Source organism: Leeuwenhoekiella parthenopeia (assembly GCF_020782115.1).
Classification (GTDB): Bacteria; Bacteroidota; Bacteroidia; order Flavobacteriales; family Flavobacteriaceae; genus Leeuwenhoekiella; species Leeuwenhoekiella parthenopeia.
In genome coordinates this window covers 14,523-36,206 of sequence record NZ_JAJGMW010000001.1, presented here as the reverse complement: position 1 = coordinate 36,206, position 21,684 = coordinate 14,523, and the positions used below count along the sequence as shown (strand labels likewise).

The window sequence follows — 21,684 nt, the reverse complement described above, 5'->3', positions numbered from 1 at the left end:
ACTTGAATAAAAAAATGTCAAACTGAGCCTGTCGAAGTTTTTTTGTGAATGGTCTTCGACAGGCTCAGACTGACAAATAACTCAGAATGAGTGTGTATTAAGTTTTAAGATTTTTGCTCTTTATTGAAATACACCAGGTAATAATACATCTGGCGCTCTTCATCCCAGCCTTTTTCCACAAATTTCTCAGCGCTTTCGGGATTGATAAAATCGAGTTTTATCTGAATATTGGTATCGAGTTCGATCACGCTTTTGATTTTCTTTCGCGCAGCGGTAACAGCTGTGTTTGAAATAGGGAAGGAGGTGAGGTCCTCAATTTTATATTTAGGAGCTTTCTCCAGCTTGTAATTGTTGAATTCTGGAATCAGCGCCGGGTTTTCCATCACCTCATTCATAAAGTTTTGCTCAATAAACTCGTCATTTTTGGCGAAATGATTCACCGCGCGGTTCATAAACATCACTTCTTCTTTTTTGTCTTCCGCCGGTAACACCACATCTTTAGCAAAGTCCTGACAGAATTTTAAATACTTTTTGGTGTGAAAGTTTTCATCGGCCAAAATATCAACACCCAGGAAACTATCAAGCCAATATTTAGCGTCGTAACGGTTAGAATCGATGGAAAGAATTTTATAACCTTCTTCAGCATTTTTATTGAAGATTAAGCAGCCTTTGTCCAGTTTGTTCAGGCTTACTCCCTGCTCCAAATGCATGTTCAGGTTGCTTTCGCCTTCCTTAAATTGCAGGAAATCCTGTTTCAATTCCGATTTAAAAACGCCAACAGCATCCACTTTTTCATTGTCGAGCATCACATTTTCAATATGCGCAACATAAACCTCACCCGGTTTGATGTGTGGATGTTCAGACTGCTCGTAAAGTAGTTTTGCGATATCGACAGAAACCTCGTGAGAGCGCGATGGATTCTCAAAAATAGATTTTACAAGGTTAGACAACTCGTGAAACTCCAGATCGCTCTCGTGTACAAATTGATAGTAGTTTTCTTCTTTATCACGGAATGGCTTAAAGAAAAACTCTTTGATAAGCGGGGTAATCTCATCGTTAAGCTGGTAGCGTTCTTTAGATAGAAATGCGCCTTCAGAACGACTTTTATTACCTACGCGATGTATAGAAAGAGACTCAATCTGAGCCGAATATAAGTTGATCATTTTTTAGATGTAAGATTTGAGATTTTAGAAGTGAGACGGGAGATATAAGATTAAGTCTAAAATCTTATATCTAGAGTCTAAAATCTATTTAATTCCAGTTTTCGTCAAAGTCAAGGCCTTCATAATCCTCGATGTCATAGTCATCGTCATCATCAGCAAAAGGATCATCATTAAAATCATCCTCATCACCTGAAAAATCAGCTTCCGGGGCCTGTGCAGGAATTTGCCCGTGCGCAAACATCAGATTAGGATAGGACTGTCCGTCATTTGCTTCGGTTATTTCTGCGAGTTCTACGAAAAACGTCCACAGATTAAAGAAGTCATAGACGTAAATCATACGGGTTTGATCTTCAGAAAATACATCCTGCAACAGGGTTTCACTCATCGCCCGAAGCGGATTTTCAGATTCGCTCATATCAAAAAGAGCGATTTCTTCTCCCTGGCGCCATTCGTCGTCACTGATGTAAAAGGATGCCATTTCGGTGCCGTCAAACCCAAAACTCTGGGTTATGGTGTTGTGAAAATCCTCACAGGTAGCAGTTTGTTCAATTTCAATATCTCTGAAAATATCTTCCTGAGTGTCTAAGATGACTCGAAAACGGTAAATCATGGTCTCAATTTTTAGGCCGACAAAGATACAATTTACTGTAAAGATGTGCTTGAGAGCGCTTCTTTTTCTTTAAATGCTGTGAGCAATATATAAAACTGAAAACCAAATAATATAGAGGCGATTACCAGATGTAGCGGTTGTGTTAAAAATGGAAATTCAAAATAGTTCATTAGCACACCGGTAAAAACCTCGGCCAGAATTAAGAGTATAACCCATTTTAGGTTTTTATGTCCCAAAATGAAGCGCTTGTTGCGAATGAATAACCATGCATTTAGCAGTAAAACCAAAATGGAAAAAGATCGGTGTATGTAAAAGGTAACAACCGGGTTTTGGAGCCAAAGTTCTTTAACCTCATAGCCCACCACATCGATGGTTTCATCAATATGTTGTCTGACCTGTGTACCTAAAACGATCTGAATCAGAGTTAAAATCACCGCGACAAGCATCCCGTTTTTAAACGCCTTATCAAACTTGAAGCTTTTGCTATATGGACTCGCTTCAATAAGCATATAAATCAACAAGGCAACGATGAGCAGCGCAATTACCATATGAATGGTGATGCGAACGGGTGAGAGTACCGAGTAAACTACGGTGGCACCAATCCATCCCTGAAAACCGATGAGTCCTACGGCTAGAAGCGATAGAAAAATACGCTTGAATTTGCGCTCCTTAAATAGGGCGATACCTAAAGTTACCAGAAATGAAAGTCCGGCAAGTGCTCCCAGAAGGCGGTTTATATATTCAATCCACGTATGCCAGGGATTGAAAATGGCATAGCTGTGTTTGTCGTAACCATTCCAGTTTTGAGGATTAAATTCGTTACCGGTGGTGAAATCACTTTTTGCGACGCGCAGGGTTTCATCAACAATAATAACCTGACCTTTTTGATAGGATTTTTCGGGAGTCCAGATTAATTCGGCTTCATTAGTAGGAGGAATGATGTAGCCGAAACACTTTGGCCAGTCGGGGCAACCCATTCCGCTGCCGGTCATACGCACCACAGCGCCAGCAATAATTACCAGGTAAATGAGAACAAGCGAGATGAAAATCGATTTTTTGTACACTGGATTTATTGTTATTACTATTGTTATTTTTTATTGGTTATTTTCTAACCATTAACCATAAGACCAAGCTCCGCACCCTTTTCAAGCATAAAGGCGTATGCTGCATCGTATTCATTGGGTATTTCTCCTTCTAAAATAGCTTCCTTAATCGCTTCTTTGATAATACCAATTTCGCGGGAGGGCTTCAGATTAAAAGTTTCCATAATTTCCTCACCACTTACCGGCGGCTGAAAATTACGCACGTGATCACGCTCTTCAACTTCTTCAATTTTATTACGAACGGTTTTAAAATTATTATGGTATCGCTTATACCGTTTTGGGTTTTTTGTGGTGATGTCTGCTTCGCAAAGCGTCATTAAATCTTCCAGATACTCTCCTGCATCAAAGATAAGACGTCGCACCGCGCTATCGGTCACAAAATCTTCAGCAATTACGATGGGTCGCGAGCTCATCAAAACCATCTTCTGAACGAATTTCATTTTTTCGTTCAGGGGCATTTTCAGTCTCTTAAACAGTTTAAAGACCATTTTTGAACCTACAAATTCGTGTCCGTGAAACGTCCAGCCCACTTTTTTATCAAAACGCTTGGTTGGGGCTTTACCGATGTCGTGCAGCAAGGCGGCCCAACGCAGCCAGAGATCCTCTGTGTTTTCAGAAATATTGTCAACGACTTCAAGCGTGTGGTAAAAGTTGTCTTTATGCTTTTGACCTTCCTTTTCTTCAATACCTTTTAAAGCCGTGAGTTCGGGTAGGATGTACCGAAGCAAACCGGTTTTTTCTAGCAACAAAAAGCCCGTTGAAGGCTTATCGCTAAGCATAATTTTATGTAATTCATCAACAATGCGCTCATTGGTGATGATTTCGATACGTTGGTTGTTTGCACTTATGGCCTCAAGCGACTTGCGCTCGATAGTAAAGTTAAGCTGAGAAGCAAAACGAATGGCGCGCATCATACGCAAAGGATCGTCGCTGTAAGTAATATCAGGGTCTAAAGGTGTCCTGATGATTTCACGCTCTAAATCAATAATCCCATTAAATGGGTCAAGCAGGTTGCCGAAGCTTTCTTTATTTAAGCTTAGTGCCAAAGCGTTAATGGTAAAGTCTCTTCGGTTTTGATCGTCTTCAAGGCTTCCGTTTTCTACGGTAGGATTGCGGCTGTCCTCAGAATAGGATTCTTTACGGGCACCAACAAATTCAATTTCGGTATCCCCATTACGCAACATTGCGGTTCCGTAGGTCTTAAATACCTGTACTTTGGGTTTATGCGGAAGCAGGGAAGCCACTTTTTGAGCCAGCTCAATTCCGCTTCCTACCGCGACAATATCTATGTCTTTGGCATCGCCGCGTTTCAACAGAAAATCGCGAACGTAACCACCAATAACGTAGGATTCCAGATTGAGCTCTTCCGAAGCCTGAGCAATTACCTCAAAGATGTTTAACTCTAGAGCTTCCGGAAATTTTAAAAGGGCCATGTACTTCTATTTGCGTAAAATCTTCACCTGACCATCGCTGCTTAGGCGTATTACGGTCGAAGATTTGGTCGATTTGTGTTTGCGCTGCAAATTTACGACATAGTCCACTCCTTCCAAAACCGCGGGGCTTATTTCAGGATAGCGCATTGGGGTGGGTTCACCGCTTATGTTTGCAGAGGTAGAAACTAGCGGTTTACCCAGTTTACGAATCAAGGCCTGGCAAAACTCATCCTGCACGATACGAATTCCCAGGGTATTGTCTTCGGCAACCAAATTCTCTGCTATGCGAATGGGATTGTCATAAACAATTGTGGTGGGCTGGTCTGCGTATTTTAAAATGTTATAGGCCACCTCCGGGATATCTTCTACATATTGTCTGAGCATTTTGAGATCGCTAACCAGACAGATTAAAGCTTTGCTTTCCGGACGCTTTTTAAGCTCGTAAACCTTATCTACAGCCTCGGCATTGGTGGCGTCACAACCTATTCCCCAGACGGTATCGGTAGGATAGAGCAGGAGTCCGCCCCGTTTAAGAACCGTGAGTGATTCATTGACTTCGTCAAGAATGCGCTGATCGTATTTTTTTTTAGGCATAGCTCAATTTTTCTTTACATTGCATAGACAAAAATACATCCTTTTGAAGATAACAGTTCTTGCTTCCTGTACTTTTGGGTATATCGATGCTTTAGTAGATAAGCTTAGAGAAGATACGTCTGGTTCACACATAAATCAATTAAATGAATCTGCGCTTTGAATATCCCACTTTTATAAAAAGCATTTATAATTTTTTCTGAAAACCATTACTCGTGTTAATCTCAAAGATCGATACAGAACTACAGAAATCAAAAAAGTGTTAAAAACCGTGATGATGAGGATAATATTTTGATTGTTGATATGGAAAATCCTGTAACACTTAAAAAAATCTGACAAACCCCTACGACTTACTGTAGGAAGTATTTATTAATAAGTACAGGAGATTGGGAAGGTTACCGCAGGTTTTTGGTTTAAAAATCTTACAATAGAATGACGATTTCATTATTATTAACGACATATAATTGGCCTGAAGCATTAGAACTCGTTTTACTAAGTGTGTTAAAGCAGTCTCATTTACCCGATGAGGTTCTTATTGCAGATGATGGTTCTGAGACAGCAACCAGCATTGTAATTGAAAAATTTAAACAGGATTTTCCAAATAACGTTCAGCACTTGTGGCACGAAGATAAAGGTTTCAGAAAGTCTAAAATCTTAAACCGAGCCCTTCTAGCTAGTACTGGCGATTATGTAATACAAATTGATGGGGATTGTATTTTACATAGCGATTTCATCAAAGATCATAAAGAAAATGCGGTAGAGAATGTATTTTTATTTGGAAGCAGGGTTAATATCAGGCAGAGCTTTCTTCCGCATTTACTTAAAACTAAAAGGATAACATTTCATTCTTGGTCAACCGGAATAAAGAAAAGAAGCCGCGCTCTGCATCTACCGTTTTTAAGTAAGTATTACAAAGCGTCATCAAACTTATCTTCTAAAATTAGGGGCTGTAATATATCATACTGGAAGAAAAATGCACTGGACATACAAGGATATGATGAAAGTTATGAAGGTTGGGGCAGAGAAGATTCAGATTTTGCGGCTCGATTGCTTCATAGCGGAGTAAAGGGGAAACGTATCCGCTATGCGGGAATAATTTTTCATATTTGGCATCCTGAAAATTCACGAAAATCATTAGAATTTAATAATTCTCATTTTGAGCTAGTCCTTAAGAATAAATCAACGCTGCCTAGAAAAGGAATTGAATAACTCTAAGGATTAAAAATTTTACTTATCCATCCGGAAGTCTCATATTTTTGGAGTACAGCTGATGGTATATCTACGTAGTCGCTCTCAATAAAATGAATGGGTATTTCGACGTTTTTTGGATCGACAATCAGAATATTGTTTTCATTGTAAAAATCATAATTCACAACATCTGCATTGGTTGTAATTAACTTTTTACGATAACCTAAACTTTCAAAAACCCGGAAACTTAAACCCTGCTGGTCAGCTCTTTGTATATCAACCAGTCCACGTGTTTGACTTAATTTTTGACGTACAGATGCACCCTCAAGTTTTTTAGAAATAAATTTAATGTAAGAAGAGTTTTTTGATTTTTTTGAAAAAACCAAAAATTCATAATTCAGATTTTTTTCCTCCAAAGCCTTAGCAATTGCTTCCAGATTTTTAAAACGGGAATCTAAAGAACAAATATTGAAGAAATCTAACGTAGTGTCTAAAGGTGAATAATTGTTTGATGAAGAAACCGGAATGAAATTGGTTATAAATTCAAATCCGTATTGCTTACAATCTCTTTTTTCATAAGAGAAAACCGTGTCAAAATGCTTCAATACAGGTTTTTGACGAGGCATTTTTGCCATACTGTCGAAAAGGAATGTCACATAGCGGTTCGTTATAGAACGGAGTAAAATATGAGTTTTGTGGGGGAGGTATTGGGGATGTATTACCAGAATCTGGTCGTATTTCTTGCCTCTTACAAAATCATAAATGGCCTTGTGCCGAAATTGCATCTTGGTGTTTATACCTACAGCTTTCTTTAAAAATGCCCATAAGTGATGCGCTTTACTTTTGTATTTAAAATCCAAAGGAGGCTTACCTAAGTAAAGAAACTCCGCATCTATGTTCTGTGCAGTAAAAGCAGGTTTGAGATGCTCAATGTATCCGAAAATGTAACTAGAAACCAGAAGTACTTTCATAATAAACACGATGTGTTTTTACATAACTATTTCATTTGGTAGTTTAAGAATATTTAAAACTTAATTTTGCCACCTACTTTAAAGCATGAAAATTATTACTCATACTTCCGCCAAAAATAGCCTTTTAAAAATAAAAGACTTGATTCTTCATTTTGATAAAAAGGGCAAAATGCTTTCAGATGGATCGCGCAATCAAATCAAGATTTTTGAACTTGAAGGTAAGCCTGTTGCCATCAAAGCATTTGGTTTGCCTAATTTAATCAACCGGGTTGCTTATAAATATTTAAGAAGATCAAAAGCCCAGCGTTCATTTGATTTTGCTCAGGAATTATTAAACAGAGGGATTGGTACTCCACATCCTGTTGCTTATGCAATTCAGGAAGGAGTATTTTTTGGAAAAAGTTATTATGTGTCGAATCATTTAGAGGCAGATATCACTTACAGGACATTAGTTCAAGACCCGAATTATCCAGAATGGGAAGAAATTTTGAAAGCTTTCACACGATTTACGTTTGAAATGCACGAAAAAGGAATTCATTTTTTAGACCATTCTCCAGGTAATACCCTGATTGTAAAAAATGGTGCGAATTATGAGTTCTACCTAGTTGATTTAAATAGAATGGAATTTAAAGCAATGGATTTTGAAACGCGTATGAAAAATTTTAGCCGTCTAACGCCGCATCGTGATATGGTTCACATTATGGCGAAGGAATACGCTCGCCTTGGGAATTACGATCCCATTAAAACCAATGAAACTATGTGGCAGAAAACCCAGGATTTTCAGGAACGCTTTAGAAAAAAAAGAGCTTTGAAGAAGAAACTAAAATTCTGGAAAAACTAGTTTTTTTTTCTCAAGAGATAGAGATTAGCATACCGCATGACCACAGCATATGCCTGCAGAAAACAAATCACCGTTCCGGCGACTCCATCTTTATAGCCTTTTTGAATTATAAAATGTTTTAAAAAGCGCCATAATGGTTTTAAAAGCAAGTGATAGGCTGTGATTTTATCGGTAATCTTATCGTAATCTATAGCTTGTAAGGCAGCATATCGATTGAGTTTCTCTACATATTGCCTTAAGGACTTATAGGTAAAATGATCAATCTTTGAGTTAAGGAAACCTAAATCCCCCGAAGTAATTATTTCTGCATGAACCCTTTTGTCCTCATACCTGCATAAATCGCGCTGAAAAAGACGTACAACCTTATCATTTTGCCAACCAGAGTATTTGATAGCCTGGTTCATAAAATGATTGTTGCGGTAAATCCAATAACCAGTCTTAGTCGACTTTTTATTCAAAATAGATTGAATTTCTTCTCTTAAAGAAGAACCTATAACTTCATCTGCATCCAGGATTAAGATCCAGTTATTTGAAGCTTGGGGAATAGCCCAGTTCTTCTGGGAAGCAGAATACTCATAATCCCGCTGAATGATTTTGACATCGTATTTCTCTGCAATTGATAACGTAAGATCTGTACTAAAGGAGTCTACAATTAAGATTTCATCTGCAAATAATACACTTACAATAGCCCTCTCAATAGTATCTTGCTCATTAAAAACCGGGATTATGGCTGTAAGTTTTTCCATATATTGTAAGAAACCAAATCTATAAACTTTTTGATTAATTAAGTGTAACTTTGCTTTTATAGTTGAATATGCCTGCAATTTCTGTAATTATAAGTACCTACAATTCTGTTGAATGGTTAAAAAAAACCCTTTGGGGTTATGCTGTTCAAGATTTCCTTGATTTTGAGATTGTTGTTGCAGACGATGGTTCAAATTCAGAAACACGTGACACACTTCAGGCATTTCAAAATTGGTTTCCGGCTCCTATTCAACACATCTGGCAAGAAGATGACGGTTTTCAAAAGTCCAGAATACTCAATAAGGCTATCCTCGCCTGCGAGTCAGATTATATCTTGATGAGCGACGGCGATTGCATTCCGAAGAGCGATTTTATCAGTACACATTTAGCTTATAGAGAAGAAGGCTATTTCTTGAGTGGCGGCTACTCAAAACTACCTCTGTCTATTTCAAAGGCAATCACACAAAAAGATATTGAACAACAATGGTGTTTTGATATTAAATGGTTAAAATCCCAGGGGTTAAAATCCCAATTCAAAAATATCAAGTTTAAGGCTAGTGGTTCTTTTTCGAGTTTATTGAACTATTTGACTCCTACTAAAGCAACCTGGAATGGTCATAACAGCAGTGGCTGGAAAAAGGATATACTTGCTGTTAACGGTTTTGATGAACGCATGCAATATGGCGGTCAGGATCGGGAATTGGGAGAACGCCTTATAAACTCAGGTATTAAGTCAAAACAAATACGTTATTCTGCCATTTGTCTTCATCTCGATCACCCAAGGGGTTATAAAACACCCGAATCTTTAAGCAAAAACGCTAATATTCGGAAAAAGACCCGAGAGGAGAAGCTTACTTTCACGCCTTATGGTATTGAACAATAGTCTATGAAGATCAAAGAATTACCAGTTTCAATTGGTTCTAGTTTGTACTTAAAATCGTTGTCCAAAAAGAAATTGAAGGAGCCTGATGCCAATAGTTTACCATTGGTAGTTTCCTTAACGGCAATACCGTCACGTTTTAAAACGCTGGATATCGTTATTCGTAGTGTTTTGAGACAGAAAAGAAAGCCCGAGAAAATTGTTTTATGGATAGCCAAGGAACATAGAAAGGAGCTTCCCGATAATTTGAAAAATCTCACCGGCAGTATTTTTGAGATCAGAGATACGCATTTATACTGCTCACATAAAAAACTGATTCATAGTTTAGAAGCTTTTCCAGATAAGCCTGTTGTAACCTGCGATGATGATGTGATTTACAGGCAGGAATGGCTGGATGCACTTTATGAGTCTCATTTAGAAAATCCACAACAGATTGTAGCTCACCGCATACGTTGCATTAAAACAAATAAGGTTGGAAATGCATTGCCCTATAAAAAATGGAATCTTGATGCGGCTTGCAATCCCGAGCGATTTTTACCTATTGGTGCGGAAGGGGTATTGTATCCTCCCCAAGTTTTTTCGGAGCAGGTGCAGAATGAAGACTTGTTTTTAGAATTGGCTCCCAAAGCCGATGATTTATGGTTTAAAGCGATAGCCTTGAAAGAAGGCCGGTCTGTAAGGCAGGCTTTACCAAAGGTGAAAGGAGCAATACCTATTATTGGAACTCAAAAGATTTCCTTAAAATCGGAAAATGTAGATCAAGACCGAAATCGGAAGCAGTGGGATGCGTTATCTCAATATTTTGGGCTTCAATTTAAAAACTGAAGTAACTCGTCCTCAAACAATTCGGGTTTAAACTCTAGATAAAGCGTTCGGATATTTTCTTTAATTTCTTTGGTTTTCTTTCCTTCAAAAAGTTCTGGTGCGTAGCGAGATAGATGAGTATAACCATCTCGTTTACTCGATTGATGAGCCCAGGAACTCGTTTTAATCGACGGACTGAAAATTGCATAGGTTTTTAGGTTTAATGCTTTACCAATATTTATGGCACCACCTTCATTACCCATTACTGCTTCACAAAATGAGGTAAGTGTAATAAAACTACGTAAGTCCTTGGCATAGAAATCCATTACCTGTTCTAAAGTCTCAGGGCGACAATAGGATTTGAGCGTTTTTACCTCCTCTTCCTGACTGGGAATGTAATTGAGAAACAATTTTAAATTGGCATTTTCGCTTACGATTTTGTCCAGTAAGCTTGCCATGTACGATAAAGGGTAAGTCTTTGCAGGACCACTGCCCAAACAGTTAACCATAATATACCTTCCTTGAGAAAGGTCAATTCCTTCTTTTAATAATTGAGACTGGATTATCGTTTTTTCCTGGGGTGATAGATAAATTTTTGGTTTTAAGCTGAAATCAGGATTTATGCCCATTGGTTCCAAAAATTCTAATCTATTGTAATACGCCATTGGAATAGAATGTGAATTCGTAGAAGAAGGCTTGATTAAGCAATTGTAGGCAATTTTTGTATAGGATTTTTTGAGACCCACTCTGCGTGGAGCTCCACTTAATAAGCTTAGCAAGGCGCTGCCTAACTTAGAATATACATCAAGCATCCAATCGTAGTTCTCATTTCGAATTCTAGTAGCAAATTTTAAAAAGGAAATGGAATCTCCATTCGCGTCTGTTTGATCAAAAATAATTTGGTCAATATTGGGATTGTTTTGAACCACAGCAAACGTATGTGGTTTGATAAGGTAATGTAATTCTGCATCTGGGTGTACTTTACGAATAGCCTCAAAAAGGATAGATGACGTTAAAACGTCACCTATCATCTTTTGCTGAATTACCAAAATTTTCATCTAAACGAAATTACACCGCCACATCATACTCACGTAACGCGTCGTTAAGTGAGGTTTTCTTATCGGTACTTTCTTTACGGGTACCAATGATCAGCGCACAAGGCACCTGATACTCACCGGCAGCAAATTTCTTAGTATAGCTTCCGGGTATTACCACAGAGCGTGGTGGAACATACCCTTTGGTTTCTTTAGGCTCGTCGCCGGTTACGTCGATGATTTTAGTTGAAGCGGTAAGCACCACATTAGCACCCAAAACGGCTTCTTTGCCTACGCGTACACCTTCAACGACGATACAACGCGATCCAATAAATGCATTGTCACCTATAATGACGGGGGCAGCCTGTAAAGGCTCTAAAACTCCGCCTATACCCACACCACCCGAGAGGTGCACATTTTTACCTATTTGTGCACAACTACCTACTGTCGCCCAGGTGTCAACCATCGTACCTTCATCTACATAAGCCCCGATGTTTACATAACTGGGCATTAAGATCACTCCTTTAGAGATGTAGGCTCCGTGACGGGCTACAGCGTGAGGTACCACGCGTATTCCTTTATCCTGGTACCCGCGTTTAAGCGGCATTTTATCGTGGTATTCAAAAATACCCACTTCCAGTTTTTCCATTTTTTGAATGGGGAAGTAGAGTACTACGGCTTTCTTAACCCATTCGTTTACCTTCCAGTCATCACCATCGGGTTCTGCAACGCGCAGGGTACCTCCGTCTAAAAGTTCAATCACTTCGCGTATTGCATCCTGAGTGACTTTGTCCTGTAATAACGAGCGATCATCCCACGCTGCTTCAATAAGATTTTTTACCTGTTGCATGTTGTAAGGTTGGTTTACTTTTTATTGGCAACGCCAAAGGTATACTTCCTCTGGGGCTTGCCTCGAAATTAAAAATTTAGTTTTAAAGAATGCCTCGTGGTCTTGCCCCGAGGTAGATTACTTTGCGGGGCTAAAGATAACCCAGCAGTTTTGAAAAACCCAAGATAGCCTCCAGAAGTTTAAATACATTAAATGAACACGGCAGTTCTATTTAATTTTGGCTCATAGCAGCCGAGTTTTTGGTTCATCTTAGTTGAATACCTTACTTTTGCCAAAAAATTAGATGGCTCGCATTCTGGCATTAGATTATGGTACCAAACGCACCGGCATTGCCGTGACCGATGAGTTACAGCTTATCGCTTCGGGTTTGACCACTGTAAATACGTCAGAATTGCTTCCGTTTTTAAAAAAGTATTTAGAAGCTGAAGATGTGGCCTTGATTATTTTAGGGGAACCAAAACGCCTCAACAATGTAGCTTCTGATGTGGAAGCAAACATTCAGAAATTTCGCGAAAGCTTAGAAAAAATAACCAGCATTCCAATCAAACGTGTGGATGAGCGGTTTACTTCTAAAATGGCAGCACAGTCGATGCTCGATGGCGGGATGAAAAAGAAACAACGTAAAAACAAAGCACTTCTTGACGAAATAAGTGCGACCATTATACTTCAATCTTATTTGTACAATCAATAAGCCTGAAGCGCCCTTTTTTGGGTTTTAAAAAGTAACCAGTAGATATGATTTTACCTATAGTGGCTTACGGAGATCCCGTACTTAGAAAAAAAGCAGAGCCCATAACACCAGATTATCCCGGTCTTGATGCGTTGATCGAAAATATGTTTGAGACCATGTATGGTGCCAGCGGTGTAGGCCTGGCAGCACCGCAAATTGGGCGTTCGATACGATTGTTTGTAGTAGATGCCACCCCGTTTGCTGATGATGAAGATTTAAGCGAGACCGAGCAACAACGATTAAAAAGCTTTAAGCAAGCCTTTATCAATCCGGAGATTTTAGAAGAAACCGGTGATGAATGGGCTTTTAATGAAGGTTGCCTGAGTATTCCCGGTGTCAATGAAGAGGTCTTCAGATGCCCGAATATCAAGATCAAATACCAGGATGCCGATTTTAATGAGCACGTAGAAGAATTTGATGGTTTGCTGGCCCGCGTGATTCAGCACGAGTACGATCATATTGAAGGTGTACTGTTTACAGACAAACTTAGCAGCCTTAAAAAACGCATTATCAAAAATAAACTGGGTAACATCAGCAAGGGTAAGGTCAATGCAGATTACCGTATGCGTTTCCCAGACATTAAGCTGCGATAGTTAAAATCAGACAGGGGTGCTTTATTTATTTTGAAAATTAAAAAAGACCCTAGATATTTGCCCCCTTATTAAAAATAGCATTAACATAGTAATCCCGATTTTAACGGCTAAATAAAACGTATGAGTTTAGATAAAATAGTTTCAATTTCTGGTAAACCCGGTTTATACCATTTGCGTGCACAAACCCGCACCGGTTTCATTGCAGAATCCCTTACAGACGGTAAGAAAATGCCGGTAGGCCTGCGTCACAACGTGAGTGTGCTTTCAGAAATTTCTATTTATACTTTAGATGGTGAAACTCCATTGCGTGAGGTTTTTGCTAAAATAGCTGAAAAAGAAAACGGTGGTAAAGCCATTGATCATAAGGGGTCTAAGGATGACCTGGAGGCGTATTTCTTCCAAATTCTTCCAAATTTTGATGAAGACCGCGTGTACGCAAGTGACATCAAGAAAGTGATTCAATGGTATAATTTACTACAGGAAAACGATTTGCTTCCTGCTCAGAAAGCAGAAGAGCCGGTAGCCGAAGAACCAAAAGAAAAGCCAGCGGCTAAAGCAGCTCCTAAAGGTGAAAAGGCAAAGCCTGCAGCAACCAAGGCTGCACCCAAATCCTCTTCCGCTAAAAAAGGGGGCACTGCAAAAAGCACCGCAGCCCGCAAGAAATAAGCGTTTGAAACGCACAAAAAACCACAATTTGAATATTCAGATTGTGGTTTTTTTTTGAAATCAAATCAGGATTTAAATTGATTTGCTAAGGATCAGTGTTAATGTGGCAGGATGCCTAACTTTATAGTTTAATAGGTGTTTAGGCCTTAATTTTCCAAAAAATGAATACAAGAGAAGACCAACTGCAAGCGATAGACCGCCTGCTCACCATAATGAATGAATTGCGCGAGCAGTGCCCCTGGGATCGCAAACAAACCATGCAGACTTTACGGCATCTCACTATTGAAGAAACCTACGAGCTGGGAGATGCGATTCTGGATAATGATCTCGATGAGGTTAAAAAGGAGTTGGGTGACTTGCTGTTGCACATTGTGTTTTATGCTAAAATAGGCAGCGAGACCGGCGATTTTGATATCGCAGATGTTGCTAACGGAATCTGCGAAAAACTTATTTCGAGACATCCGCATATTTACGGCGATGTAGAGGTAGAAAATGAAGAAGATGTAAAGCGCAATTGGGAAAATTTAAAGCTGAAAGAAGGAAAGAAATCGGTGCTCGAAGGCGTGCCAAAATCGCTGCCGGCACTGGTTAAGGCCAGTCGCATTCAGGATAAAGTGGCCGGTGTAGGCTTTGACTGGGAAGAACCCCAACAGGTTTTTGAAAAGTTACAGGAAGAACTCGCCGAACTGCAGGAAGAAGTAAACGCTCAGGATCCGGAAAAAATTGAGGCCGAATTTGGCGATGTTTTATTCTCGATGATTAACTACGCCCGCTTTTTAAAAGTAGATCCCGAGAGCGCGCTCGAGCGTACAAATAAAAAGTTTATAAAACGTTTTCAATATCTGGAATCTAAGGCAAAAGAAAACAATAAAGATTTACGGGATATGACACTGGGCGAGATGGATGTATTCTGGGAAGAAGCTAAGAAGCTTTAGTTTAGTAAAAACACTAATTATCAAACAGGGTTATTATTTTCTGAGTAATGTATTTCAAAGCTGTTTCAGGATTTGTTAAATAGGAGTATTAATTTTTCACAAAATTTTAAGATTTCTGGCTTAATACGATGGGATTGTGCTGCGTATTCGGTAAGTTTAGGGTCTAAGCCCACTTTATGGATTTCACAAACCCGTTAATTTACGGAGTTCCCTGTTTTTTAGGATTAATTTTAGTCGAGCTCACCTACAGTAAACATAGCGATCACGACCACATTTACAACTGGAAGGATCTTGCAGCGAGCCTTACTATGGGCGTGGGATCAACGCTAATTGCGCCGCTTATAAAAACCATAACCGTTATTCTGCTTTTTAGCTGGGTGTATGAATTGTTCAACCCAATGGTTGATGGCGTTCGGCAAAATATTATGGGCTGGGAATCCTTTGGCTATGCCTGGTATGTATGGATTCTCTGTCAGCTTGCAGATGATTTTTCGTATTACTGGTTTCACCGGCAGAATCATATGGTCCGTTTTTTCTGGGCCGCACATATCGTACACCACTCGTCAGACAATTTCAATTTAGGAACCGCCGTGCGTAACGGTTGGTTTACCATTTTCTACAAACCTTTATTTTATGTGTGGATTGTCGCTATCGGTTTTCCGCCCGAAATGTTAGTGGTCTGCCTGGGGATTGAGGCGTTGTGGCAGTTTCAGCTGCATTCGCAATATGTGCCAAAACTGGGTATCATTGATAAAGTATTTAATACCCATACGATGCATCAGGTGCATCACGCCCGCAATTTGGAGTATATGGATAAAAATCACGGTGGATTCCTCAATATTTTCGACCGGGTTTTTGGGACCTTTAAGGAACTCGACGAGGACATTGATATCGAATACGGGGTTACGCACGCTCCAAACAGCTATAATCCGTTAATTATTCTTACCCACGAGTATAAAGACATTTGGAATGATACCAAAAAGACATCCAAATTCAGAGACAAATGGATGTATATTTTTGGACCTCCGGGATGGAGTCACGACGGGAGTACACTTACCATAAAACAACAGCGCCGACAATTGCGTGAAGCGTACATGCTTGAACAGCTCGAATTGGAGTTGGCGGAGTGATCTAAATTTGGCCGGAGTTAGAAAATATGCTTCAGGAAACCATTAGTATACTTTTTGTTTTAGGATTTCTACTCCTGCTACTCTATATGGGCGTTCGGTTTTTTGGCGCTCTTTATTTTTATTATTCTGATCATTTACTGGATGCTATAAAATACTGTGAATCACAAAATTTAATTCTAATCGAATTAAGTACGCCAGATTCAATGAGTATGAAAAGAAATCCTTTTAAAATGAGTAATAGACCTCCCATTCCTTTTCTCGCTTGGCCTCGAACTGTTTTTCTAGATCATAAAGTTCTTATCTGTAAATCAATGGATGACAGAGATGTCCTGATCTGGAGACAAACCTATGCTTCCATCTTTTGCAAGAATCAGTTTAAGTATAAGATCGAAGATGGATTTTCAAATTCTCCCGCGTAGCTTAGCAAATTCCTCTTCAAGCTTCAGTAGTTTTTCTTCGATACCATTTGTGACTTCCGGTACTCGTTTTTGAAAAACCGCTATTATGCGCCACAGCTCGCATACATCAGTGCGGTTAATCGTGATTTCCTGCACGTTTTTATGATCGGCTTTGAGGACCAATACATCACCCTGTACGTAGAGGCGTCTTAAAATCAGTTGACTTTTGGTCACTACAAGCACCATTTCACCACGTCTTAATTTATCAAGCTTGGTAAGTTTAACCCGCTCTCCTATAACCAGATCTTTAGGAAACAAGCCCTGATCCTGATTGCTCATTTCAAGACTTTGAATAACATATCCCCGCAATTCAGCTTCCGATTCTACAGGCAGGGCCAAACTAACCATATCCTGAATAAAGCTTTCTTTTTCACAAAACTGCACATAATCTGAAGCATTGGTATCTGTTATACAGGGTATTGAAGGAAAACGTTCTGTAGCAACGACTTCAAACTGTTCAGTCAACGAACTTTTAAATTTGAGCAATTCGTTTACCGTAAGTTCCCGCGTTAGCAAATCATCTATGGGGATGCTAAAATAATTAGCAATAGTGATGATGGTTTCGATTTTTGGTTCGCTTCGGCCTTCTTCATAAGCCCCCAAAGTGCCTCTTTTTAAGTCAAATAGCTCTGCAAATGCCTGCTGGCTTAAGGTTTTTACGCTACGAATCTTTCTGATGTTTTTTCCGAAAAATGACATATATTGCTAATATTATTTGCAAATAAGATTTTTATTTGTAAATTTATCTAACAAAATTAGCGAAACGAATTCAATTCAGCTAATTTTTTTAGTAGACACCCTGATCACGTGTTGTAGTTCAAACAAAACATCAATTTAAAAACAAACAATTATGGTAGTATTAATTCACGCATTATTGACGCTAATATTTCCTGTAGTTTAAACATTTATTGTTTAGATTTTGTATTATTAAACTTTAGAAAATTTTAACACCTCGCTAACCAAAAGCCGATGAAAGATCATTTTTCAATTACCAAGAACTTTTTACTGGAGTTGGACTTTAATATAACCTTCGAGAATCCGCAGGATGGTATTCTGGTCGTACAGAAAGAATCTTCGGGTATCAAAAATCTCATATTGGGTGTTGCTCCGCCCATTTTAATTATGGAACAGTTCATCTTTAAGATCAACAACCAGTCAGAAAAAATCTTTAAAAGTCTGCTTCAAAAGAATCGCGATGTCATTCATGGGGCTTTTGTACTCAACGAGACGGGCGAAAAAGTCATTTTTAGAGACACCTTACAGATTGAAAATATGGATTTGAATGAACTCGAAGGTTCGCTAAACTCCTTAAGTCTGCTGATGAGTGAATACTCAGATAAAATCATTGAATTTTCAAAATATTAAAACCTAGAACTCATGAACATTTTTAGACGCTTATTTAAAATAGGAGAGGCAGAAGCCAATGCTGCAATTGATAATATGGAAGACCCGATCAAATTAACCGAACAGGGTATTCGTGACATGAAGCACGACCTCGATAAAAGCCTGGAGGCTTTAGCTCAGGTAAAGGCTTTGGCCATACGTGCCAAAAACGACCAGGAAGAATTTCAAAACAAGGCCGAAGATTATCAAAGCAAAGCCATTGTGATTCTTAAAAAGGCGCACAATAAACAAATGGATGCCGCAGAGGCCGACCGTCTTGCTAAAGAAGCCCTCCTTAAAAAGGAAGAGTCCGAAAAGCAGGTCGCTCAGGCTAAAACCGAATCGGAGAAATTTGACAACAATGTGGCTCAGTTGCAGAAGAACATTCAGAATATCAAAGCAAACATCAGCAAATGGGAAAATGAGCTTAAAACGCTTAAGGCCCGGGTAAAAGTGAGCAACGCTACTAAAAGCCTGAATAAACAAATGGCCGAGCTGGACAGCACCGGCACCGTCTCCATGCTGGAGCGAATGAAAGAAAAAGTTGCACAGGAAGAAGCACTTGCCGAAGCTTACGGCGATATTGCCAATGCGTCGAAGTCAATCGATGATGAGCTGGAAAAGGCAGCTGATACCAGCACAGCAAAGGCTGAAGACGAACTCGAAAAATTAAAAGCACAATTGGGTCTTAATGACTCAGAAAAACAGGGATAAACGTGAACGCAACGCTTACAGAAGTACTTTTTTCGGAGGTAAATATCGTCCTCACCATCTTACTCATCATTTTGATCCTGTACTGGATTGTCACGATGATAGGAGGTATCGACTTTGACCTTGACATTGATGTGGATGTCGATGTGGACGTTGATGCAGATTTTGAGCCTAACATTGAAGGGGGTACTATGGACTTTGAAGATGTTTCAAATGTCGAAGTAAACAAAGAACATGTAGTAGGAAAACGCCGTAAGCCTTTAAAAGCCTGGCAGATTTTTCTGATCTATTTCAACTTTGTAGGGCTTCCGTTTATGTTCACCTTTACCTGCTGGATTTTCATCTGGTGGTTAATGACCACGCTGACGACCGCTCTTACATTTACGTATGACAATGTACTTGGCTTTGTCATTATGCTTGTGGCTTTGTTTCCGGCATTAATCGTCAACAAGCTATTTACCGCTCCGTTTAAAGGCTTCTTTAGGCATTTAAATAAAGATGGTGATGTGGCGATAGACTTTTTGGGCCGAAAAGCAACATTGCTTTCCTCTATTGCTGGTGAAAAAATGGGCAATGCCGAAGTACTGGCAGACGGTAACGCGATGTCTGTTTACGTAAAATCCCTAACCGGCGAACCTCTTGCTTACGGCAGCACGGTGTTGATCATCAAACAATCTGCAGATCATAATTATTACCTAGTAGAGAATTATAACGACTAAATAAATCAATCAAAAATGAATCAAGTTTTACCAATTATTGGAATTGGATTAGGAGTACTCTTGTTCCTGATCATCGTTTATTTCGCGATCATCGCGATGTTTTACAAAAAAGTACATCAGGGACAGGCGCTTATTCGTACCGGTTTTGGGGGTACAAAAGTGGCTACAGACAAAGGACTCTACGTGGTTCCGGTCTTCCACAGAGTGGAAATAATGGACGTTTCGGTTAAGAAAATCCAGATTGAACGCCTGGGCGTTGAAGGCCTTATTTGTAAAGACAATATGCGGGCAGATATTAAGGTGGCATTCTTCGTTCGTGTTAACAACGATGTGGCCTATATCAAAAAAGTGGCGCAGACCATCGGTGTTGCCCGTGCTTCCCGCATAGAAACCCTTGAGGATCTTTTTGAGGCTAAATTTTCCGAAGCCCTGAAAACGGTAGGTAAAAAGTTTCAGTTTATTGAATTGTATGAGGCCCGCCGTGAATTCCGCGATGAGATCGTTGATATCATTGGTACAGACCTTAACGGCTATACCCTCGAAGATTGTGCGATCGACTTTCTGGAACAGACTCCGGTCACTCATCTAAAACCCGATAATATTCTGGATGCGGAAGGGATCAAGAAAATTACAGAACTCACCGCAGCTCAGAATGTAAAAGCAAACCTGATTAAGCGCGATGAGGAAAAAACCATTCGCAAGCAGGATGTGGAAGCCCGCGAAGCTATTTTAGAGCTCGACAAGCAATTGGCTGAGAAAGAAGAGCAGCAAAAACGGGAGATTGCCAACATCAAAGCCCGTGAAGAGGCTGAAACGCTGAAAGTAGCTGAAGAAGAGCGCTTAAAGTCAGAGACTGCGCGTATTGCCACACAGGAAAAAGTTAAGGTAGCTGAAGAAAATATGGAACGTCAGATTATTGTGGCTGCCAAGAACAAGATGCGTACCGATGTGGTAGAAACCGAGCGTGTTGAAAAAGACCGTTTACTCGAGGCTACCGAAAGAGAGCGCGTGGTAACTCTGGCTCAGATTGAGAAAGAGAAGGTGGTTGAAGTAGAGAAGAAAAATATTCAGGATGTGATTCGCGACCGCGTAATGCTCGAAAAAGGCGTGGTAGAAGAGCAGGAGAGTATGAAAGATATTCAGGCCTTTAAAACCGCAGACCGGGAGAAGCAGGTTAAAATCACGATTGCCGAAGCCAATGCTCAGGAAGATCTGATCAAAACCATAAAAGCCGCAGAGGCCCAAAAAGAAGCCGCAAAACAGAAGGCTGAAGAAATCAACATCGAGGCACTTGCTCATAAGGAAGCTTCAGAAAAAGAAGCTCAGGCACGTAAGATTTTAGCCGAAGCACAGGCGAAAGAAGAAGCGACAGTAGGTATGTCTGAAGCGCAGGTAATGCACGCTAAGGCAGATGCTAACGAGCGCCAGGGAATCGTAGAAGCTTCAATCATCGAGAAGAAAATGAAGGCCGAAGCTGCCGGTATGGAAGCTAAAGCTGAAGCCAAACGCAAAGACGGTCTTGCAGAAGCAGCGGTGATCAAAGAGAAAGCGATGGCTGATGCTGCCGGAATCGAAGAGAAAGCCAATGCGATGAAGAAACTGGATGGTGTAGGTAAAGAACATGAAGAGTTCAAACTGCGTCTGGATAAAGAACTTCAGGTAGATTTGGCACACATCAACATTCAAAAAGATATTGCCGATGCTCAGGCACAGGTGATAGGTGATGCGCTTAAAGCCGCGAAGATTGATATTGTAGGTGGTGAGACTATGTTCTTTGATCAGATTATTGGTCAGATTACCAGAGCCAAAGGCTATGATCGACTGGTTGCAAACAGCACCAATATTCAGGATGTGAAAAATGCAATTCTGGGCAGTGACGACGTCAAAGGCAACCTGCTTGAAAAAGTAAAGGAGTTTGCTGACAAATACGGTGTTTCTTCGGAAGATATCAAGAACCTGACCATTGCCAACCTCTTGATGCATCTCAAAGAGCAATCACACGACAGCGAGGAGCAAACTTTGTTCAGCAATTTGTTCAACCTGGCAAAAGGGCTGGGTATTGACAGCAAGAAGTTGAAGTAACGCTTCGACAGGCTCAGCGTGACTCAATTGTCAGTCTGAGCTTGTCGAAGACTTGAAAAATGCGA

General features: G+C 39.9%; 23 protein-coding genes. 13 read left to right on the top strand and 10 right to left on the bottom strand.

Translation table 11 applies throughout. The annotated features are described in order from the left end of the window. Positions 1-104: 104 nt before the first annotated feature. The 5 genes from LLW17_RS00180 to LLW17_RS00160 form a co-directional block, all read right to left on the bottom strand. Positions 105-1,163 (bottom strand): nucleoid-associated protein, encoded by a 1,059-nt coding sequence (locus tag LLW17_RS00180; RefSeq protein WP_228228244.1) that lies wholly within the window; start codon positions 1,161-1,163, stop codon positions 105-107. An 88-nt stretch (positions 1,164-1,251) separates the two neighbouring features. Next, positions 1,252-1,773 carry a plasmid pRiA4b ORF-3 family protein gene (locus LLW17_RS00175; protein ID WP_228228243.1) on the bottom strand — a complete coding sequence of 174 codons (522 nt, stop codon included), beginning with the start codon at positions 1,771-1,773 and terminating at the stop codon, positions 1,252-1,254. Positions 1,774-1,805: 32 nt separating this feature from the next. After that, entirely contained in the window at positions 1,806-2,837 is a 1,032-nt protein-coding gene (locus tag LLW17_RS00170; RefSeq protein ID WP_228228242.1) for a COX15/CtaA family protein, read from the bottom strand. A gap of 44 nt (positions 2,838-2,881) precedes the next feature. Next, the gene (locus LLW17_RS00165) at positions 2,882-4,309 is read right to left on the bottom strand and encodes a CCA tRNA nucleotidyltransferase (protein WP_228228241.1); all 1,428 of its coding nucleotides are present in this window, start codon (positions 4,307-4,309) and stop codon (positions 2,882-2,884) included. A 6-nt stretch (positions 4,310-4,315) separates the two neighbouring features. Beyond that, positions 4,316-4,903, bottom strand: a complete 588-nt coding sequence (locus tag LLW17_RS00160) for an L-threonylcarbamoyladenylate synthase (RefSeq protein WP_228228240.1) — start codon at positions 4,901-4,903, stop codon at positions 4,316-4,318. A gap of 429 nt (positions 4,904-5,332) precedes the next feature. On the opposite strand from LLW17_RS00160, the gene LLW17_RS00155 reads away from it, so the two are divergent. Continuing rightward, complete coding sequence (locus LLW17_RS00155; RefSeq protein ID WP_228228239.1) at positions 5,333-6,109, top strand: glycosyltransferase family 2 protein; 777 nt, start codon at positions 5,333-5,335, stop codon at positions 6,107-6,109. Positions 6,110-6,111: 2 nt separating this feature from the next. Here the strand turns inward: LLW17_RS00155 and LLW17_RS00150 are convergent, their stop codons facing one another. Further along, complete coding sequence (locus LLW17_RS00150; protein WP_228228238.1) at positions 6,112-7,059, bottom strand: WaaS/CpsH family glycosyltransferase; 948 nt, start codon at positions 7,057-7,059, stop codon at positions 6,112-6,114. An 85-nt stretch (positions 7,060-7,144) separates the two neighbouring features. Between LLW17_RS00150 and LLW17_RS00145 the strand changes: the two genes are divergently transcribed. After that, complete coding sequence (locus LLW17_RS00145) at positions 7,145-7,900, top strand: lipopolysaccharide kinase InaA family protein (protein WP_228228237.1); 756 nt, start codon at positions 7,145-7,147, stop codon at positions 7,898-7,900. Here LLW17_RS00145 and LLW17_RS00140 read toward each other — a convergent pair. Next, entirely contained in the window at positions 7,897-8,724 is an 828-nt protein-coding gene (locus tag LLW17_RS00140; RefSeq protein WP_228228236.1) for a glycosyltransferase family 2 protein, read from the bottom strand. The two genes, LLW17_RS00145 and LLW17_RS00140, sit on opposite strands and share 4 nt — an antisense overlap. On the opposite strand from LLW17_RS00140, the gene LLW17_RS00135 reads away from it, so the two are divergent. After that, a complete protein-coding gene (locus LLW17_RS00135; protein ID WP_228228235.1) occupies positions 8,715-9,527 on the top strand; it encodes a glycosyltransferase family 2 protein in 813 nt (270 codons plus the stop codon). The two genes, LLW17_RS00140 and LLW17_RS00135, sit on opposite strands and share 10 nt — an antisense overlap. A gap of 3 nt (positions 9,528-9,530) precedes the next feature. Beyond that, complete coding sequence (locus LLW17_RS00130) at positions 9,531-10,349, top strand: hypothetical protein (RefSeq protein ID WP_228228234.1); 819 nt, start codon at positions 9,531-9,533, stop codon at positions 10,347-10,349. Here the strand turns inward: LLW17_RS00130 and LLW17_RS00125 are convergent. Both LLW17_RS00125 and LLW17_RS00120 read right to left on the bottom strand, forming a co-directional pair. Next, positions 10,334-11,386 carry a glycosyltransferase family 9 protein gene (locus tag LLW17_RS00125; protein ID WP_228228233.1) on the bottom strand — a complete coding sequence of 351 codons (1,053 nt, stop codon included), beginning with the start codon at positions 11,384-11,386 and terminating at the stop codon, positions 10,334-10,336. The two genes, LLW17_RS00130 and LLW17_RS00125, sit on opposite strands and share 16 nt — an antisense overlap. A gap of 10 nt (positions 11,387-11,396) precedes the next feature. Continuing rightward, complete coding sequence (locus LLW17_RS00120; RefSeq protein ID WP_228228232.1) at positions 11,397-12,212, bottom strand: 2,3,4,5-tetrahydropyridine-2,6-dicarboxylate N-succinyltransferase; 816 nt, start codon at positions 12,210-12,212, stop codon at positions 11,397-11,399. A gap of 283 nt (positions 12,213-12,495) precedes the next feature. Between LLW17_RS00120 and ruvX the strand changes: the two genes are divergently transcribed. The 5 genes from ruvX to LLW17_RS00095 all read left to right on the top strand — a co-directional run bounded on the left by ruvX (position 12,496) and on the right by LLW17_RS00095 (position 16,266). Further along, positions 12,496-12,903 (top strand): Holliday junction resolvase RuvX, encoded by a 408-nt coding sequence (gene ruvX / locus LLW17_RS00115; RefSeq protein WP_228228231.1) that lies wholly within the window; start codon positions 12,496-12,498, stop codon positions 12,901-12,903. A gap of 44 nt (positions 12,904-12,947) precedes the next feature. Beyond that, on the top strand, positions 12,948-13,535 hold the full coding sequence (def, locus tag LLW17_RS00110; RefSeq protein WP_228228230.1) for a peptide deformylase: 588 nt from the start codon (positions 12,948-12,950) through the stop codon (positions 13,533-13,535). A gap of 120 nt (positions 13,536-13,655) precedes the next feature. Further along, on the top strand, positions 13,656-14,201 hold the full coding sequence (locus LLW17_RS00105) for a DUF5606 family protein (protein ID WP_228228229.1): 546 nt from the start codon (positions 13,656-13,658) through the stop codon (positions 14,199-14,201). 161 nt (positions 14,202-14,362) lie between these two features. Beyond that, a complete protein-coding gene (gene mazG, locus LLW17_RS00100; RefSeq protein WP_228228228.1) occupies positions 14,363-15,136 on the top strand; it encodes a nucleoside triphosphate pyrophosphohydrolase in 774 nt (257 codons plus the stop codon). A 176-nt stretch (positions 15,137-15,312) separates the two neighbouring features. Continuing rightward, entirely contained in the window at positions 15,313-16,266 is a 954-nt protein-coding gene (locus LLW17_RS00095; RefSeq protein ID WP_228228227.1) for a sterol desaturase family protein, read from the top strand. A 401-nt stretch (positions 16,267-16,667) separates the two neighbouring features. Here LLW17_RS00095 and LLW17_RS00090 read toward each other — a convergent pair whose 3' ends face one another. Further along, entirely contained in the window at positions 16,668-17,423 is a 756-nt protein-coding gene (locus LLW17_RS00090) for a helix-turn-helix domain-containing protein (RefSeq protein ID WP_228228226.1), read from the bottom strand. A gap of 270 nt (positions 17,424-17,693) precedes the next feature. Here LLW17_RS00090 and LLW17_RS00085 point away from each other — a divergent pair, with 270 nt between their 5' ends. Genes LLW17_RS00085 through LLW17_RS00070 form a run of 4 tightly spaced genes read left to right on the top strand, consistent with a single transcriptional unit; the run spans position 17,694 to position 21,619 of the window. Next, positions 17,694-18,089, top strand: coding sequence for a YbjN domain-containing protein (locus tag LLW17_RS00085; RefSeq protein ID WP_228228225.1), 396 nt, complete (start codon positions 17,694-17,696; stop codon positions 18,087-18,089). A gap of 12 nt (positions 18,090-18,101) precedes the next feature. Further along, positions 18,102-18,821, top strand: coding sequence for a PspA/IM30 family protein (locus LLW17_RS00080; RefSeq protein WP_228228224.1), 720 nt, complete (start codon positions 18,102-18,104; stop codon positions 18,819-18,821). 2 nt (positions 18,822-18,823) lie between these two features. After that, positions 18,824-19,537: an OB-fold-containig protein gene (locus LLW17_RS00075; RefSeq protein WP_228228223.1), complete on the top strand. Its 714-nt coding sequence runs from the start codon at positions 18,824-18,826 to the stop codon at positions 19,535-19,537. Between the two features lie 15 nt (positions 19,538-19,552). Continuing rightward, on the top strand, positions 19,553-21,619 hold the full coding sequence (locus tag LLW17_RS00070; protein WP_228228222.1) for a flotillin family protein: 2,067 nt from the start codon (positions 19,553-19,555) through the stop codon (positions 21,617-21,619). Positions 21,620-21,684 lie beyond the last annotated feature (65 nt).